9 protein-coding genes are annotated in these 17,403 nt (G+C 49.9%); 6 read left to right on the forward strand and 3 right to left on the reverse strand.

Annotation, left to right across the window (positions count from 1 at the left end; all coding sequences use genetic code 11):
* Nucleotides 1-51: 51 nt before the first annotated feature.
* Nucleotides 52-2,004, reverse strand: coding sequence for a BglG family transcription antiterminator (locus B9D94_RS27005; protein ID WP_148248430.1), 1,953 nt, complete (start codon nucleotides 2,002-2,004; stop codon nucleotides 52-54).
* 265 nt (nucleotides 2,005-2,269) lie between these two features.
* Here B9D94_RS27005 and B9D94_RS27010 point away from each other — a divergent pair, with 265 nt between their 5' ends.
* Entirely contained in the window at nucleotides 2,270-6,256 is a 3,987-nt protein-coding gene (locus B9D94_RS27010; RefSeq protein ID WP_148248431.1) for a glycoside hydrolase family 10 protein, read from the forward strand.
* A gap of 138 nt (nucleotides 6,257-6,394) precedes the next feature.
* On the opposite strand, the gene B9D94_RS27015 is transcribed toward B9D94_RS27010, so the two are convergent.
* Nucleotides 6,395-7,648, reverse strand: coding sequence for a mechanosensitive ion channel family protein (locus B9D94_RS27015; RefSeq protein ID WP_006207686.1), 1,254 nt, complete (start codon nucleotides 7,646-7,648; stop codon nucleotides 6,395-6,397).
* Between the two features lie 252 nt (nucleotides 7,649-7,900).
* Here B9D94_RS27015 and B9D94_RS27020 point away from each other — a divergent pair, with 252 nt between their 5' ends.
* The 5 genes from B9D94_RS27020 (at nucleotide 7,901) to B9D94_RS31205 (ending at nucleotide 13,441) form a co-directional block, all read left to right on the forward strand.
* Nucleotides 7,901-9,583: a sigma-54-dependent transcriptional regulator gene (locus B9D94_RS27020; protein ID WP_172964003.1), complete on the forward strand. Its 1,683-nt coding sequence runs from the start codon at nucleotides 7,901-7,903 to the stop codon at nucleotides 9,581-9,583.
* A gap of 162 nt (nucleotides 9,584-9,745) precedes the next feature.
* Nucleotides 9,746-10,729 (forward strand): 2-keto-3-deoxygluconate permease, encoded by a 984-nt coding sequence (locus tag B9D94_RS27025; RefSeq protein WP_036636391.1) that lies wholly within the window; start codon nucleotides 9,746-9,748, stop codon nucleotides 10,727-10,729.
* A 53-nt stretch (nucleotides 10,730-10,782) separates the two neighbouring features.
* Nucleotides 10,783-12,078 carry a four-carbon acid sugar kinase family protein gene (locus B9D94_RS27030; RefSeq protein WP_063478342.1) on the forward strand — a complete coding sequence of 432 codons (1,296 nt, stop codon included), beginning with the start codon at nucleotides 10,783-10,785 and terminating at the stop codon, nucleotides 12,076-12,078.
* The gene (gene pdxA, locus B9D94_RS27035; protein WP_148248432.1) at nucleotides 12,075-13,076 is read left to right on the forward strand and encodes a 4-hydroxythreonine-4-phosphate dehydrogenase PdxA; all 1,002 of its coding nucleotides are present in this window, start codon (nucleotides 12,075-12,077) and stop codon (nucleotides 13,074-13,076) included. Before B9D94_RS27030 ends, pdxA begins: the two co-directional genes overlap by 4 nt.
* Nucleotides 13,077-13,264: 188 nt before the next feature.
* Nucleotides 13,265-13,441, forward strand: a complete 177-nt coding sequence (locus B9D94_RS31205; RefSeq protein WP_006207681.1) for a hypothetical protein — start codon at nucleotides 13,265-13,267, stop codon at nucleotides 13,439-13,441.
* A gap of 149 nt (nucleotides 13,442-13,590) precedes the next feature.
* On the opposite strand, the gene B9D94_RS27040 is transcribed toward B9D94_RS31205, so the two are convergent.
* Complete coding sequence (locus B9D94_RS27040) at nucleotides 13,591-17,241, reverse strand: S-layer homology domain-containing protein (protein WP_253806198.1); 3,651 nt, start codon at nucleotides 17,239-17,241, stop codon at nucleotides 13,591-13,593.
* Nucleotides 17,242-17,403 lie beyond the last annotated feature (162 nt).

Below are 17,403 nucleotides of genomic sequence, written 5' to 3' on the forward strand. Positions count from 1 at the left end.
AAAGCAGGACGTATACGCCCTGCTTCATCATCACAAACACTACTATTCATGTTACCCTTTTAACGTATTCAGCAATCGAATCGCATCGGTCTCCTTAGCCAACACACTGACCAATGCCGGCTGCTCACTGATCCGCGACAATTCTTTGAACAGCTGTCGCATCTCTTTCCGCTCATCATGCTTAATCGCAAGCAAGAACACAAGCTCTACCTTCTCGGTTCCCCAGGTGATGGGCTGCTTCAGAGTAACAACAGCGATGCAGGACTGTTTGACCCACTCCGAGCTGCCATGTGGAATGGCAATGCCGCCCCCTATCGTCGTAGCCGACATGTGTTCACGATCCAGCACGCTTTTCGTATACCCTGCCTCGACATACCCTTTGTCCTCCAGCATGAGCGCAAACTTGGCGATTAACTGTTCTGGACGCTCTGCCTCCTGCTGAGGAAAGACAAGAAAAGGTGTCGTATATTTCAAGAAAACCGATTCCTCAGCCGTTCGGCTGTCCGACTCATCAAGCCGGCGGATCGCCTGCTCCAGCTTCCGTTCATCATTCGCCTCGAGCAGAGGGGAGACGAGGATATGAGGTGATTTTAACTCGGGCAGCTCAACGGTCGTAATAACAAGATCCACCTCATGAGCTGCCAGATAATCCTCAACCTCCGCTCTGGACATCGTTGTCTCCACATGCACGGACGGGAATCTCCGTTCCACCTTCGCTAGAAGCAATTGTGACATTCCAACGCCCATGTGACACACAATAATCACCTTCTGAGGGTGACTCTCATTCTGGTGAAGCCGTTCCACGGACGCCTGAAAGTGCAGCGTCAAATAGGCGGCCTCCTCTTCGGGAAAGTGCAGATGGAGCGCTCCCCCTACCTCTTCCAGTGCGATAATGACCCGATCGAACATATAGGGATACATCCTTTTGATCTCGGCCAGCATCGGATTGGACACAGCCAGACCGTATTCAAGACGATTTATGGTTGTGTACAAATGCACTTTCAACCCGTTCAATAATACCTGGTCCTTGGAAAACGGGATCATATTCAGCTCCGACATTCGCTGAATCAGCTGCTCAACCAATTGGGGCAACAGGGGGTGGCTGTCCGCCAGCTCGCTCCGTCCAACGCCCCCATCCTCCTGACTGTATCGGAACTTCCCGCCAAGCAGGTGCAGGGTAAGATAAGCCGTTTCTTCCTTGGAAAAAGGGACCGCGAACAGCTTTTGCAGCTGCTTCAAAAAGCCTATCGCCCATGCAAACTCCGCTTTGTTCTCCAAAAAGGAAATGTCCTGCCCGGAAAGCGAGATCGGCTGTCCCAGCTTGGTCCGCTTGACCATGAGCAGAATATGCAGCATCAGGCTTTCAAAGGTTTCATCGGTGAAGCGAAGCTGATGCTGCTGTTGCAAAACCTTCAACTCATTGTATACGGTTGCAATCTCGTGCGGTTCATACTGGTTGCGCATCATCTGTCCCGTTAACTCGGGACGGTTGATCAACTGGTTCAACCGTGCCAGTGCCGTCCGTTTGTTCTTCTCCGAGCCTTCAATCATGAAGCCCACGCGCTGCTTGGTCACCAAGCTCAGATCAAAGCTCCGCAGCCAGTTCTGAATCTTTTCCATATCCCGGCGGATAATCGCCTTATTCACGTAAAATGGGGAAGCCAAATTCTGCAGCGTTACGGGTTTCGCGCTCATCAAGAGCCGATATGCCAGGTGCAGCACCCTTTCCTCATCGGATTCATCGCCGGTGGTGCTCTCGTTGGAATATAAGCGGTGGAATAATTCAGCCTGATCCGCTTCGCTGATCTCCAGATAGATGCCAAGTCCCGGCCTTTTCACCAGATGACCACCGGAGTGCGTAACTATATATTCTTCAATCACCTTCAGATCGTTTCGGATCGTCTTCTCCGAGCACTCGGTCTGATCCGCCAGATCCTGCACGAGCCACAACCGGTTCGGTTCCATTAACAAATTGCGAAAAATCTCTTTTTGCCTGTTATTCATTCCAATCTCCCATATTCAGCTTATTTGGAGAGCTCACGAATCGTGAGCAGGTACTTGGTCCTACTGTATATCATATCCGGTCTGTGTGGCAATCGGATCGGGGAAATGGCAGCAAAAGATATTTAAAAAGCAAAGGATCATCTTTAATTTACAATAAGACTCGCACTCTGCCGGATGATAAAATTGGGAAAAGGAAAGGAGGTCTCTCACCACATTATGTAAGCGCTTAAATAATTCATTCATCACGATAAAGGGAGGACAGTAAATGAATAAATGGACCCAACAAGTCATCTCGATGATGACCGCGGCAGCTTTGCTCATACCTTCAGGCTGGTATGCTTCGGACGTAAACGCGGATGCACAGGCATCACCAAATATCGAGACCGTATATCATGAAAGCTTTGAGACCGGAGTTGGAAAAGCCGTGCAATCTGGCAGTGCCAGCTTAACGCACGTTGCCGACAAAGCGTTTGAAGGGAATGATGACGGCGGGGCTCTGTATGTGAGCAATAGAGCAAACAACTGGGATGCCGTTGACTTCAAATATGCCGACATCGGCTTGAAGAATGGCGAGACGTATACGGTAACCGCATCCGTCTACGTGGACGCAGACGTGATCGTGCCAAGCGGCGCACAAGCGTTTTTGCAAACGGTAAACAGCTACGGCTGGCTGGACGGCAAAGACTTTACAGCCGGAAGCGCTGCCGTGCTTAGCAAGGAATTTACGGTGAATACCGGGACGGATTCAGCCCTGCGGATTCAATCCAACGATGAAGGGAAGGCCGTTCCGTTTTACCTCGGAGATGTACGCATTACCAAGAAAGTGACTCCCGGCGGCGGTGAGGAGGAATTACCGAGAGACCCCGCCCTGCCTTTCACCACCATCGACTTTGAAAACCAAACGACAGGCGGCTTTGAAGGCAGGGCAGGCACCGAAACGCTGAGCGTAACAGAGGAAGCCAACCATACGGAGGGCGGCTCGTACGCTTTGAAAGTCGAAGGCCGGACAACCTCATGGCATGGCCCTTCATTGCGAGTAGAGAAATACGTAGATAAGGGCAGCGAATATAAAATATCAGCATGGGTCAAATTGATTGAGCCCGCCAGCTCACAGCTTCAGCTGTCCACCCAGGTTGGCTCTGGAAGCAGTGCGAATTATGTAACTCTGGCACCCAAAACGATCAGTACCAGCGACGGATGGGTTCAATTTGAAGGAACTTACCGTTATAACAGTGTGGGGGACGAATACTTAACCATCTATGTAGAAAGCTCGAATAACGGGTCTGCATCCTTTTATATCGACGACATCAGCTTTACAGCAACAAGCGCGGGCCCCGTCGAAATCGAGAAGGACTTGATTCCCATCAAGCAGGCGTATCAGAACGAATTCCTGATCGGCAATGCCATCACGGCGGAGGATCTGGAAGGTGTGCGACTTGAGCTGTTATCCATGCACCACAATGTCGCCACGGCAGGCAACGCGATGAAGCCGGATGCGATGCAGCCGACAAGAGGCAATTTTACGTTTAGCTCAGCGGACGCCATGGTCGATAAAGTCCTGGCAGAAAATATGCAGATGCACGGACACGTGCTTGTCTGGCACCAGCAATCACCGGCGTGGATGAATACGGCGCAGGACGGACAAGGAAACTCTGTGCCGTTAAGCCGCGATGAAGCACTTGAGAATTTGCGGACGCATATCCGCACCGTCATGGAGCATTTTGGCGACAAGGTCATCTCCTGGGATGTCGTCAATGAAGCAATGAACGACAATCCGCCAAATCCGGCCGATTGGGAAGCTTCGCTTCGCCAATCCCCGTGGTATCAAGCCATTGGACCTGACTATGTCGAGCAGGCCTTCCTTGCGGCTAGGGAAGTGCTGGATGATCATCCCGAGTGGGATATCAAGCTTCATTACAACGATTACAACGAAGATAACCAGAACAAAGCCACTGCCATTTACAACATGGTAAAATCCATGAACGACAAATATGCAGAAACTCACCTAGGCAAATTGCTGGTTGACGGTGTCGGCATGCAAGGGCACTACAACATCAACACAAATCCGGAAAATGTAAAGCGGTCCCTGGAGAAGTTTATCTCCCTGGGTGTAGAGGTTACCATCAGCGAGCTGGACATCACCGCAGGAAGCGACTACCAGCTTCCCGAGCCGCTTGCGAATAAACAGGGCTATTTATACGCCCAATTGATGAAGATCTTCCGGGACCATGCGGACAGCATCAGCCGCGTGACCTTCTGGGGGATGGACGACAGCACAAGCTGGCGGGCTTCATCCAATCCATTGTTATTTGATAAGAACCTTAAGGCCAAGCCTGCCTACTACGGCGTCATTGATCCTGACACCTTTATCGAAGAGCATCAGCCCGGCTCGGAGAATGTCAACCAATCCAGTGCGGCGTATGGTACACCTACCATCGACGGGACCATCGATGCCCTGTGGAATCAGGCTCCCGCCATGTCGATCAATCGGTATCAGATGGCTTGGCAAGGTGCGACCGGCGTGGCAAAAGCGCTCTGGGATGAACACAATCTGTACGTACTGATTCAGGTTAGCGACGCGCAGCTGGATAAATCCAGCACCAACGTCTGGGAGCAGGACTCCGTCGAAATCTTCGTGGACCAAAACAATGCAAAAACGACATTTTACCAAGATGACGACGGGCAGTACCGAATCAACTTCGACAACGAAACTTCATTCAGCCCGCTGAAAATCGCCGAAGGCTTCGTATCGGCAACGCAGGTATCAGGCACCAACTATACCGTGGAAGCGAAGATTCCGCTCAAAGCGATCACTCCGGCAAACGGAGTCAAAATCGGCTTCGACTCGCAAATCAACGACGCCAAGAGCGGCGCTCGCCAAAGTGTAGCTGCCTGGAATGATACAACCGGCAACGGTTATCAGGATCCATCCATATTCGGCGTGCTGACCCTTACCGGCAAACCCGGAAGTCCAGGCGGGAATGGCCCCGGCAGCGGGGACGGCGGCAGCGGCGGTCAGAATAACAGTGGCGGCAGCAGCAGTCATAGCAGCAATGGTGCCGGCAGCCCCTCCGGCATCTCTGTGAGCGAAAATGGCGTAGTAACCATCAAGGCGGAAGTGAAGGTCATAGGCGGACGCGCAGTGGCTGTCATTTCCAGTGACCTCCTGAAGAAAGCACTTGAGCAAGCTGCTCAAATGGTCAACGGCAAGAAACAGATTATTGTTGAGGTGACCCAACAGAACGATGTCGATTCATACGACATACAGCTGCCTAGCCAAAGCTTGAAGGGTCAGGAAGCCTTTGAGCTATTGCTGAAGACCGAACACGCGGTCCTTCATATTCCAAGCAACATGCTTTCGAGTACAGCGGATCTCGCTGAGCCCGTGTCCGTTCGCATCGGCACAGCCTCTACAGCACCAATGAGCGCAGCGGACAGAGAACGGGTTGGCACCCGTCCGGTGATCCAGCTGGAACTGCTGGCAGGCGGCCATGTCATCGACTGGAACAATCCCAAGGCACCCGTAACAGTAGAAATTCCTTACGCGCCGGCTGTGACGGAACGGATTCATTCCGATCACATCGTGGTGTGGTATATCGATGGCAATGGCAAGGTTCATCCTATTCCAAATAGCCGATATGATGCGGGATCTGGCAGGGCTATTTTCCATACAACCCATTTTAGCACCTTCGCGGTAGCCTATGTGTCCCACGCGTTCGGAGATCTGGCAAGCGTCCCTTGGGCGAAGGATGCCATTATGCACATGGCGGCACGCGATGTCATCAAGGGTACAACTGCGAGCAGCTTCTCCCCGGAGACCTTTATCACGAGAGCTGACTTTGCAGCGCTGTTGGTTCGGGCTCTGGAATTGCAGAGCAGCGGAAACCCTGCGGCTGCCTTTAACGATATCGAGCCAAGCGCTTATTACAGAGACGCCATAGACACTGCGCTTTCCCTTGGCCTCGTGAATGGATTCAAGGACCAGACCTTCAGACCAAACAGCCCCATTTCCCGGCAGGATATGATGTCGATGGCAGCACGGGCATTGTCTGCAGCCGGCAAGAAAGCCGAGGGCAGCGGAAGCTTGGACGGGTATCTGGATGCAGCAAGCATCTCCGGCTATGCCATGGACAGCGTTGCGGCCTTAGTGAAGTCCGGAATCGTAAACGGCAAGAACGGCAAGATCGCTCCGCATGACTCGCTCACCCGCGCGGAAGCGGCGGTGATTTTGCACCGAATTTGGAACCTGTAGTGCAGCGATAGAGCCTTCATAAACAGAAGCAGACGCCAGTCGATGACTGGCGTCTGCTGTATTTTCAGCACACAATGCAAACCGTTATCCTAAAGCTTACATGTCTCTTTGACGATCTGCGGTCTTGATTTTGGTATCTCAATATCCTCGCGAATACTCTGGACTTTCTTTCAGTTGGACTATATCATGGCCCGTCGGATTCTGGAAGGCACGAAGCCCGAATGTCGGGGCGACGGCAAAAATATGATCAAAAATATCGGCCTGAATCGATTCATACACTGCCCAGTTGATATCATTGGTGAAAGTGTAGATTTCCAGTGGCAGTCCATTATCTCCCGGTGCCAGCTGTCTGACAATCAGCGTCATATCCTTATGAATTTTCGGATGATTTCTTAGATATTGATGGATATATTCTCTGAACACACCTACATTCGTAAGCTGTCTGCCGTTCACTTTGCTATCCGTATTAATCTGATGCTCCATGTTATAAGCGTTAATTTCATTTAATCTGGTCGTGACATAATCGCTAAGGTAGTGAATCTTCTGAAATTCCTCAATCATGTCCTGAGTACAGAAGCTTATGCTGCTCGTATCAATGTAGAAGCTGCGCTTAATCCTTCTGCCGCCGGATACCTGCATGCCTCTCCAATTCTTGAACGAGTCCGAGATGAGGGCATAGCTTGGAATCATCGTGATCGTTTTATCGAAATTCATCACCTTTACGGTGTTCAAGGTAATGTCGATGACGTCACCGTCCGCATTATATTTGGGCATTTCAATCCAGTCGCCTACGCGTACCATATCATTCGATGATAGCTGAATGCCTGCTACCAGACCTAGTATGGAATCCTTGAAGACCAGCATCAGAACAGCCGATAAGGCACCCAGCCCACTGAGAATGATCAACGGATTTTGACCGATCAGGTTCGAGATCACCACAATGCCGCCGATGATGAACAGAATGATGTTCGCCACCTGAATGTATCCCTTGATCGGTCTGATCTTGGAGATTTCAAACGAACGATAAATCGCGTCAAAGGCGTTGAGCAGCGCATTAAATACCATGATGGTTACGATAATCATATACGTCATGGCCGCTTTTTCAATCAGAACCTGGTACGAGGGAAAGATGGATGCCGAGAAATAGATGATGATGGCCGGCACCAGATGCGACAGCTTGTGGAACACCTTTTTCTCCACAATGATGTTGTCCCATGTGTAGCGATTGCTGTTGACGATATGTATAATCGTCTTCAGTACGATTTTTTTAGTTATGATATTTGCCAGAATTGAGATCAATGCGATAAATAAGACCATGATCATACTCGAAAGATACACAATGGTCTGTTCACTCATGCCATATCCGTCTAGTTGATTTTTGATAAAATCCATTGGTTCCTCCTACCGCTGTTTATATTAGCCTATTATTATAGAATAGATTCCAGCACGAAGCAAAAGTACAAAAATTCCCATCCGCGACCTCATGTGGGTAATGAACATACAGGTTCAATATCCAGCAGCGGAGATTCGCCATGCTTGCAGGGTGCGATTCCGATATAAGTTGGCTATAATGGAGGTACGCGCCTGCATCTCGCAAGAACGAGGTACACGGCCAATTGATTTATACAAAAAGGCAGGATAAATATGAGTATACATGTCCATATGATTGCTCCATATGAAGCGATGATTCCCGTAATACAAGAGTGTATTCCCCATTTTCCCGAACTAGACATTCAGTATGCGGTCGGCGATTTGATGAAAGGGGCTGAGCTGGCAGCCCATGCTGAGAAAAACGGAGCCGAAGTCATTATCAGCCGCGGCGGAACGGCGCAGCGCATCAAGGACGCCGTCACGATTCCCGTCATTGACATCCACCTGTCGGGATACGACATGATCCGTTCTCTCACGCTGGCGAGTCAGTTTAACGGAAAAACAGCCATCGTGGGCTTTTCCAATATTACTTCCGGCGCACAATCGATTATTGAGCTGATGGATTTGCCATTAAAGGTATACACCATCCATAGCTCCGAAGACGTTGCCAGATTACTGCTGGAGCTGAAGTCTGACGGCTACCGCCAGATTGTCGGCGATGTCATCACCGTGAATACAGCCCAGGCATACGGCTTAAAGGGCTTGTTAATCCATTCAGGCAAAGAATCGATCATAAGAGCTCTGGAGGATGCCCAGCTTATCTATCGCTATCTCAGCAAAAGCAACGTCGTTTCCATGATACTGAACGATCTCGTTACACTGGAGCATCCCAATCTCGTTATTCTGAACGATCGGAATGAGGTCATATTTGAGCGATTGACGGATTTTGACCACAGCCCTTTGACGGACCATCATATTTTTCTGACTAATACCAGCCTGGAATTCCACAAATTCAAAATTCAGAATATGTTCATGGTCGATAATTTCCAGTTGGCGGTCACAGCTTATGAAACAACCTTGAATCATATAAGTTATAAAGTATACACGCTGGAAAAAGAACAGCCTTATGCGTTTGCGCAGACAGGCGTAAAGGCATACCAAGAAGCACTAGCCGAACCTGTTGTCGCGGAATCCCCCGCTATGCGCAGGGCATTGGACCATATCCAAGCGCTCTATCAGCACCATGAGCCCATTCATCTGCTTGGGGAGAAGGATACGGGGAAGTCCTTCCTTGTTCAATATTTTCATCAGTTGTACTCGGACGGCGGCTTGCTGCTTCAGATCGATATGGCCCAAATCTCCCCGGATCAGTTAGAGAAAATTCCGTTGTCCAACGTTCGCAATGTGGAATTCATCCATATCGAACAAAGCGTACCTGATCCTCGTTTTGCTGCATTCGTTCAGGCCTGCCTTCCTAGGCAGATCGGCGTATTCATGCTCAGTGAACAGCAGCTTGACCAAGCCGGAACCGGACATATACAGCTCAATACAGTCATCATGCCGTCCCTGTCTGACCGATTGGATGACCTCCCTTCGCTCATTCAGCATTTTCTAAGCCGATACCATCAAAAATACGGAACCAATGCAGTAAAAATAAAGGATGACGCATTGCAGCTGATACGGCAGTCCGCTTCGTTTATGACAATCGGCCAATTAAAACAGCTCATCAAGCAAGCGGCCCTGAACGAGACGGATTACGTGATTTCAGCCGAAACCTTATCTCGCCTGCTGGATGGGCATTCTGCCTCAAACCCTATCCAGCTTGAAGGAACCCTAAAAGAGATCGAGAAAGAAATCATTCAACATGTACTCCGTGAGGAGAATAATAATCAATCAAGGGCGGCAGAACGATTAGGGATTAATCGGGCCACGCTTTGGCGCAAACTTAAAGAATGAATTTAAGTTTGCGTCTTTTTTTCGTTATATATGTTGCAATTTTAAACAGTTAGATAAAATTTTATTATTTACATAAATTATATGTTGCTAAAATAAGCAATATGGACTAGTATAATGACTGCAAGCGCTTCAATAAAACGATTACATTAAGGAGCTAATACTATGAAAATCAAAGCGACATTAGATCGTATCCCTGGCGGTATGATGGTTGTTCCCCTCCTCGTCGGAGCGTGCATCAATACATTCGCACCTAATGCTTTGCGCATCGGCGGTTTCACGGAGGCTTTATTCGTGAACAGCTCGAGTACACTCATTGCCCTGTTCCTGCTGATTGCCGGAACGCAAATCACGTTTAAAACAGCAGGGTCCTCTGTTGGTAAGGGTGTCACACTGCTGGTGTTTAAATGGGCTATCGGTGCACTATTAGGATTGATCGCCATTATGTTTGCCGATTCCAATGGATTATTCCTGGGTCTTGCCCCTCTTGCCATTATCGCCGCGATGACAAATTCCAACGGCGGACTGTATATAGCGCTAGCCGGACAATATGGAAAAGAGGATGACAAGGCTGCTTATCCTTTCCTTGCTTTAAGCGACGGACCGTTCTTGACGATGGTGGCCCTCTCGATCTTCGGCGCTATGGGTTTTGCCAACGGCATGTTCTCGCCGATGTCTTTTGTTGCGGTACTGCTTCCCCTGCTCGTCGGTGTCGTGATCGGGAACCTGGACCGCGATATGGCCGATTGGCTGCATAAAGGCAGTGACAAGCTGGTTCCTTTCTTCGCTTTCTCGCTGGGTATGGGCATCAATTTCTCGTCCATCATTCAGGGTGGACTGAGCGGCATCCTGCTTGGGGTGATGACCGTATTGATCACGGGCGGCATTGGATTCCTTCTCTTCAGAGCCATCGGCTGGAACCCGATTGTCGGTGCTTCGGAAGGCTCCACAGCCGGTAACGCAGTTGGAACGCCGGCTGCAATTTTGGCTGCCAACGCCTCATTCGCTCCCATCGCTGAACTTGCAACTGTACAAATCGCCGCGAGTGTCGTGACCACGGCCATCCTGCTGCCGATCTTTATCGGCTTCCTGTCCAAGAGATTGGAGAAATCAGGCGGCGTAGCCAAATACAATAATCCAACATCATAGAGGTTTTTTTAAGAACCCCTCTATCCATCAGCTTTTTAAGAGGAGGTAGCAGCATGAAATTAGCTATTATCGCAGATGATTTGACAGGTGCCAATGACAGCGGGGTCCAACTCGCCCGTCATGGCTTGAAAACAAGTGTGTTATTCGATATGGACGAAGATAATATTCATCACTATGATGCTGTTGTCTTCGATACGGACAGTCGTTCCATTACATCAGAGGAGGCATATCGGCGAGTAAGCCGAGCCGCCCAATTTTTAACGGATGCCGGGTTTGACACGATTTTCAAAAAAATGGACTCCACCATGCGCGGCAATATCGGGATCGAGATCGATGCCCTGTACGACATAGTGAAGCCTGACTTCATGATGATCGTCCCGGGTTATCCCAAAAACAATCGCACCATTCTAGATGGAACTCATTATCTGAATGGCGTGCCGCTGGCAGAGACGGAGATTGCCAACGATCCCAAGACACCAGTCACCCATTCCTATCTGCCGGACCTGCTTCAATTGCAGACCAAACATGCCGTCGGCGTGATTTCAGTCCGCGATCTGAACGCTGGCAGGGACCATATTAAGAATAAGTTAAAGGAATGGATAGAACAGGATATCCCGTATGTGCTGGTGGACTCCACGGAAGAAGCGCATTTAGAGCAGATCCTGCGAATAACCAAACAACTGGACTATGACTTCGCATGGGCTGGATCTGCAGGCATTGCCAACTATCTTCCTTCTCATTACGATATTTCGAGCCGTCCTGTCGAGCTCACCATCAAGCAAAATCAGGGGCCAATCCTTACCGTCGTGGGCAGCGTGAACAAGAATTCCCGCGCACAGCTTAAACTTCTGCTTGAACAAACCGATGTTTATCCGGTACCATTCAGCTCCTATAAGGCTGTATCCGCGCAAGCAGAGCGCGATGAGGAAATCCAGCGCGTGTATGAAGAAGTGAAGACCCAGGCACTGCAAGGCAAGGACATCGTCATCTACTCAACCGCAGAGCAGTCTGATGTTGACCAAGCACGAGCAGTTGGTGAGACTAGAGGACTTAATCACACCGAGGTCAGCAATGAGATTGTGCGCGCCATTGGTGAAATCTGCGCCAAGCTGCTGGAGAACGGGTATTTCCAGGGTGTATCCATGACTGGCGGAGATACCGCCAAGCAGATCTGCATGAAATGGAAGATTAGCGGCTTTGAATTGTTGGACGAGCTTGAGATTGGCGTGCCGATCTCGAAATTTTTAAGCGTTGACGACCTGTATGTCATCACCAAGGCAGGCGGATTCGGCAAACCGGACGTATTTATCCACGCGATTCATAAGTTAAAAGGAGGTCATACCGCATGAAACCGACCGTTGGAATTACGATGGGCGATGCCGCAGGCATCGGACCCGAGATTATTATGAAGGCACTCTCCCATCAGGAGATGTACGATAACTGCAATCCACTTGTTATTGGAGATGCAAAAATTTTAGAGCGGGTACTGCCCATTATCGGTTCAGACTTACAGGTACACGCCATTCAGGATCCATCCGAGGCCAAATATGAATTTGGCACCGTGGATGTTATCGATCTGGATCTCGTTCCGGCCGACCTTAAATTCGGCGAAGTATCCGCTATTGCGGGAGATGCAGCCTTTCGATTCCTGGCCAGAGCGATCGAGCTGGCGAAACAGCACAAGATCCACTCCATCTGCACAGCTCCACTGAACAAGGAAGCTTTACATCAAGGCGGGCATCTGTATCCCGGTCACACCGAGATCCTGGCGGACCTCACCGATACAACAGATTTCTCGATGATGCTGACAACGCCGAACTTGCGGGTGATTCACCTGACTACACATATGGGGTTGATCGAAGCCATTCAGAGCATCACCCCGGAAAGAACGTATACCGTCGTCAAGCTGGCTCACGATACTCTGAAAAAAGCCGGTTTCGACAATCCAAGAGTGGCCGTCTGCGGAATCAACCCGCATGCGGGCGAGAACGGGCTCTTCGGCAACGGAGAAGAAGAGAAACAACTGCAGCCGGGCATCGAGCGTGCCCAGCAGGAAGGTATTAATGTTGTGGGCCCCCTGCCTGCGGACACCTTATTCTTCAGAGCAGGCAGAGGCGATTTCGATATCGTGGTTGCTTGCTACCATGACCAGGGACATGCCCCCATCAAGGTCATGGGCATCGAAGAAGGCGTGAACATCACGGTCGGACTGAAGGGCGGCATCATCCGCACCTCGGTCGACCATGGCACCGCCTTCGATATTGCCGGGAAGAACATCGCCGACGACAAGAGCATGCTCGCCGCGATTCGCTCGGCCATTGAGCTGGCTCCGAAGGATTGGATTTAGTCGAGTGACGATTTGAAGATGTCACATGTGGAAGACCCGGCAGAAGCCGGGTCTTTTTTTGCTGCACACAATAACGGTTTCTGCAGCTTGCCCTCAATTCAGGCCAATGCGGTAACCACGAATAACCGAATACCAGCCAGCACATACTAAACATCACAATCGATTCCAGTACAAGGAGGACCTTTCCATTGAGCGACCATCAACCGGACAAGAACCTGATCAACACGGTGAAAGACCTCGAAGCGACACCCGTGAACAGCCTGGAGGCCCAGCAGCAGCAGCAGGCCCGCAATGATCGCCGGAAGCAAGCCCAACATGACAGCAACGGCAAATACAAGGAGAATGAATCCAAGAACTATCATTAACCGCGTTGTGACCATATGGGCTTCTATACATGCCAATCCCCCCTCATATTACACGTCAAAAAAGCGGCCCGTTAGGGACGCTTTTTTGTTTGGCTTAAACGCTTATTCTTTTGTAGTTACATGCTCATACAAATCGCCGCCACTGCTTTCTATTCCTTCCAATTTTCAATTCCGGTTTCGAGCTGCTCGAACGAATGCGGAATCGAAGCTTCCATGATGTCGGAATAGTAGTCATGTCCTTCCGGAACATCGGTCCATTTCGGTTCAACCTTGATATCCCAAGGCTTACGATCCAGCAGCTGGTTAAGGATCCGAATGACCTCTACCCTTGTAATGGATTGGTTCGGATTGAAGGACTTCTCCGTGAAATCGAACAGCAGTCCCTGTTCCTGGGCCGTTGCGATGGCTTTTTCAGCCCAGTGTCCCGTTACGTCCGTATATGTGCTTTCCTGTACGGCATCCCATTGGTACACATTCATAAGGATCTGCGCAAATTCCGCCCGCGTGATCTGTTTCTTCGGTTTGAACGTGTTGTCGCTAAAACCGACCATCCATTTATTATGAGTTGCCGTCGTGATGGCGTTCATTGCCCAATGTTTTGCAGTTACATCCGAATAGGATACTTTGTTAGCTCCCGCTTCAGCTGTATACAAACGGGACAGAATCGCAGCCATCTCCGAACGGATAATTCCGCGGTCCGCTTGGAACGTGCCGTCTGGATATCCGACCATGTAAGCACGATGATCGCCTGAAGCCTTCACTTTCGGCTGTGCAGAGAAACTGAATTTCACGATGGTATCACCGACGTGGATGACTCCGTCCTTAATGTAGCTGTCATTCCCGAAGCGCTCTTCACGCTTGTCATTACGGCTGTCAAACACGATGTAACCATTCTTCTCGCCTAGGAAATAGTAATCGCCATCTGCGTAAACCATCCAGCCGTATTGGCCGCTGTCAGAGCTGCTCTGCGGGTTGTGGTTTTTGTTCGGCGAAAAATCCGGAAGCTCCGGCAGTTGAACAACCGTTCCCGGCACTCTGCCTTTGGAACGATTCAGCTCCGTATCTGCCCAATACAACTGCATATTCACTCCTGCAACCGGCTGACTTGTCACCTTATCGAGAATCGTGCCATATGGATCGACCAGATCAACCGATAGCTTTGCATTACCATTGCTGTCAACGCTTAACTTGCCGGCAGGGCCCGCCAGCTTCTCTCCGTTAGGTGCGATTACATTCAGCGACAATGTATACTCGCCGGCAGCAACTTTCGGAAGCGTAAAGCTGCCGTCCTGGTTCATTACGATACTCGGCAGATTCAGCTCTTGCCCGGTTGCCGACTTTATTTTCCCGGATACTTTTAAGTTGTCGCCGACAAGCTTCGTAATTTTCTCCTGAACGACTTTGCCCCCGTTCGCTTGGTCGGAAACAACCACTTCCGCTTTCATTGTGGATGCAGGTTGTTGTTGTACAACGCCCGTGTTCCCTGCAGGTGGAGTTTCTTCCAGTACCGCAGGCGCGTGAGGTTTGACGCTGACCACATTGGACACGCCTGCATGTGGACCCGATTCAACGATTAATCGGAAATAGTAGGTTTCACGGCTGGATAAACCGGCTATGGTTGCACTTGTGGAGCCGCTATCCAGCGTCTCTAATGGGCTAACCGGTGTGAAGGTAGTACCGTCTGTAGATCGTTCAATTACAATGCTTGATGCCCCCGTTAGAGCAGGGAAATTCAATGTCACTTGTCCGATGCCTGCAACGGCCGACAACGTGGTGATCGGTTCCGAAGGCAACGCTTCGACCACATTGGATACGCCTGCATACGGACCTGATCCGACGTTCAATCGGAAATAATAGGTTTCGCCGTTCGTTAATCCGGTCAAGGTTGCACTCGTTGAAGCCGCATCCAGCGGCTCTGATGGGCTAACCGGTGTAAAGGTAGTTCCATCGGTAGATTGTTCAACAACAATGCTTGATGCCCCTGTTAGAGCAGGGAAATTCAACGTCACCTGCCCGCTGCCTGCAACGGCCGACAACGTGGTTAACGATTTCGAAGGCGAAGCCTGGACCACATTGGATATGCCGTCATATAGCCCCGATTCAACGTTTAGCCGGAAATGGTAGGTTTCACCGTTCGTTAACCCGGTTACTGTTGCGCTTGTAGAAGTCGCATCCAACGTCTCCAAAGGGCTAACCGGCGTAAAGGTGGTTCCATCAATAGATTGTTCAACAACGATGTTCGATGCCCCCGTTAGAGCAGGGAATTTCAATGTCACTTCCCCATTGCCAGAAGCGGCGGTCAACGTGCCTAAAGGAGCCGGATCAGCCGCATTCACATACACGGTGAATGTCTTCTCGCTTGTAAGCCCGTCCTTGGTGATGGTTGCCGTCAAGGTCACGTAAGTTCCCGACTGGGTGATAACCGGTCTGGTTACGGTTCCGTCGGGCGCGATGATCGACGGCTGGTCAGAGGACCAGACGGTAGTTACGTCATCGTCCTGCTGCAGGGTAAGATTGTTTTTTACCGAGTTTTTGGTGTCGCCGGGCTGAAACCGGATATCGGTATTGCTCTCTGCCTCTTCGATGTCCAGAATAGCCGCTTTATAATCTGTAATCAGTTGATCTGCGATACGATCGGCAATCTCTTGAATGATATCGGCGCTGGATTTGTCGGAATGGATATGTAGTCCGCCGCCTGTAATGCCGTCGATAAACGTTTGGTCGATGTCCGCATACGTGGCGCTGGTTACACCAACATATTGTGCACCGCTGTTATTGAACGAGTTTGTCAGATTGGATTGATTCGAGCCCCCGTCCAAATCCCCGCGAGGGTCATCGTTAATGTTCACGACATAGCGCAGTGGCGACGTTCCCCAAAGGATATTATCCGCAGCCACATCCAGTGTCTTGCTCGACGTTGAATACAACTTCATATTATCAAATGAAAAAATCGAGATGATCTCGCAGCCATGGCCGATATGGCTAACAATGGGCCCAAATTCATTCCCGTAAACATCCGGAAGGGTTAAATTCCGAATGATCTGGTCGCCATTATCCCACATGCTCAGCGTGGTGTCCGTTGCTACGATTTTGATGCTGTGATGAGTGGATGCCCCTTTCGGAAAACTTCCGATCGAGGTAACGCCTGTCATCGAACTCAAATCTCTTCCTGTCTCATGATGCAGCGCGGATGCATCCACACCATTGATTTTATATACCTTGACGGCGCCTTGAACATATAAAATCGAATAACCGCTCAACTTTCCGTTGCCATCGATCTGCGTATTAAATAGAAAGCCGCCGCCTTCCATGCTGTGGTAATCCACTTTGGATTCGTCCATGTCGAAGGTAATGATCTTTTTGCCCGAAGGGCTTCCCTGCGTCAGCATGTAATCCTTATAAGCAGGCGAGGTATAACCATAGAAGGTTAACGTGCCGCCATTGTTGGAAATTTGAACATGATTGTAATCGGCGGTTTCAACCGCCGGGCGAGTGGCATAAGGTCCGCCTATATACCAGCTGTCATAACCGTTATGGACATACGTCGTATCCGTTACCGTTGCCCGGTCTGCACTCGCGTCCATGATCGACACATATTTGGGATTTACGCCTTCCGCTATCAGCCTGGCTTTAATCGCATCATTTAATTGGCTCTCAAAATCACTAGAATCATAGATGCTCGTCCCAGCATTATAGTAGACCTCTGCTACCGGCGAGAGCGCATATGCCATCGGCATATTCGTAACAATTAACAGTGCTGCCACTATCATGGATATGATTTTTTTCTTCAACTGTTTCACCCATCCTGTAAGTTTAGTAACCGTCTGACATTCTACACCGACATGTGACCCCTTATCCCCATTTTTGAATAAAATTGTGCGGATAACACCCTCCAGCAGATCAGATTGTAAAAAATGTAATTCCAACATATCAGAAGCATCTCTCAAAAATCTCTCAAATTC

The organism is Paenibacillus sp. Cedars (assembly GCF_003184205.1).
Taxonomy (GTDB): domain Bacteria; phylum Bacillota; class Bacilli; order Paenibacillales; family Paenibacillaceae; genus Paenibacillus_AQ; species Paenibacillus_AQ glucanolyticus.

What these genes read in the sequence shown, in the direction of transcription:
- B9D94_RS27005 (WP_148248430.1), bottom strand. Translation starts at nt 2,004, where the DNA reads ATGAATAACAGGCAAAAAGAGATTTTTCGCAATTTGTTAATGGAACCG.
- B9D94_RS27010 (WP_148248431.1), top strand. Translation starts at nt 2,270, where the DNA reads ATGAATAAATGGACCCAACAAGTCATCTCGATGATGACCGCGGCAGCT.
- B9D94_RS27015 (WP_006207686.1), bottom strand. Translation starts at nt 7,648, where the DNA reads ATGGATTTTATCAAAAATCAACTAGACGGATATGGCATGAGTGAACAG.
- B9D94_RS27020 (WP_172964003.1), top strand. Translation starts at nt 7,901, where the DNA reads ATGAGTATACATGTCCATATGATTGCTCCATATGAAGCGATGATTCCC.
- B9D94_RS27025 (WP_036636391.1), top strand. Translation starts at nt 9,746, where the DNA reads ATGAAAATCAAAGCGACATTAGATCGTATCCCTGGCGGTATGATGGTT.
- B9D94_RS27030 (WP_063478342.1), top strand. Translation starts at nt 10,783, where the DNA reads ATGAAATTAGCTATTATCGCAGATGATTTGACAGGTGCCAATGACAGC.
- pdxA (WP_148248432.1), top strand. Translation starts at nt 12,075, where the DNA reads ATGAAACCGACCGTTGGAATTACGATGGGCGATGCCGCAGGCATCGGA.